The sequence below is a fragment of the Bradyrhizobium sp. Kon10 genome, assembly GCF_055807395.1.
On the sequence record NZ_JBVVOZ010000139.1, the window covers coordinates 1 to 398 of the forward strand.

At 67.1% G+C, this 398-nt stretch carries 1 protein-coding gene; it reads left to right on the forward strand.

All coding sequences use genetic code 11. From position 1 onward, the window contains the following. Positions 1 to 144 precede the first annotated feature (144 nt). Positions 145 to 398: ATP-binding protein (locus AC0L2O_RS36430; RefSeq protein WP_473373153.1), on the forward strand; the 254-nt coding region annotated here is incomplete at its 3' end.

Sequence of the window (398 nt, forward strand, 5' to 3'; positions counted from 1 at the left end):
TAACGCTGGCCAACTACCCGACCTCGGACGGCTGCGCGCTTACTTCGCGCCCGATCCGGCCTGCGTGCCGCAGGTCGTGGTGCAGCTCGCGCCGCTCGCCAGCTATGAGTGCCTCATCGGTGCCGGCGAGATCGGAGGTGCCGCATGAGCACGGCCAACACAGTCGACACCGCGCGCCTCAATCTGTTGCTCAACGAGTTGCGGCTGCCCGCCATCAAGGTGCTGTGGCCGCAATTTGCCGAGCAGTCCGACAAGGAAGGCTGGCCGGCCGCCCGCTTCCTCGCCAGCATTGCCGAGCACGAGATCGCCGAACGCGGCCGCCGCCGCGTCGAGCGCCATCTCCTCGAGGCTCGGCTGCCCGCTGGAAAGACCTTCGACAACTTCGACTTTGAGGCTGT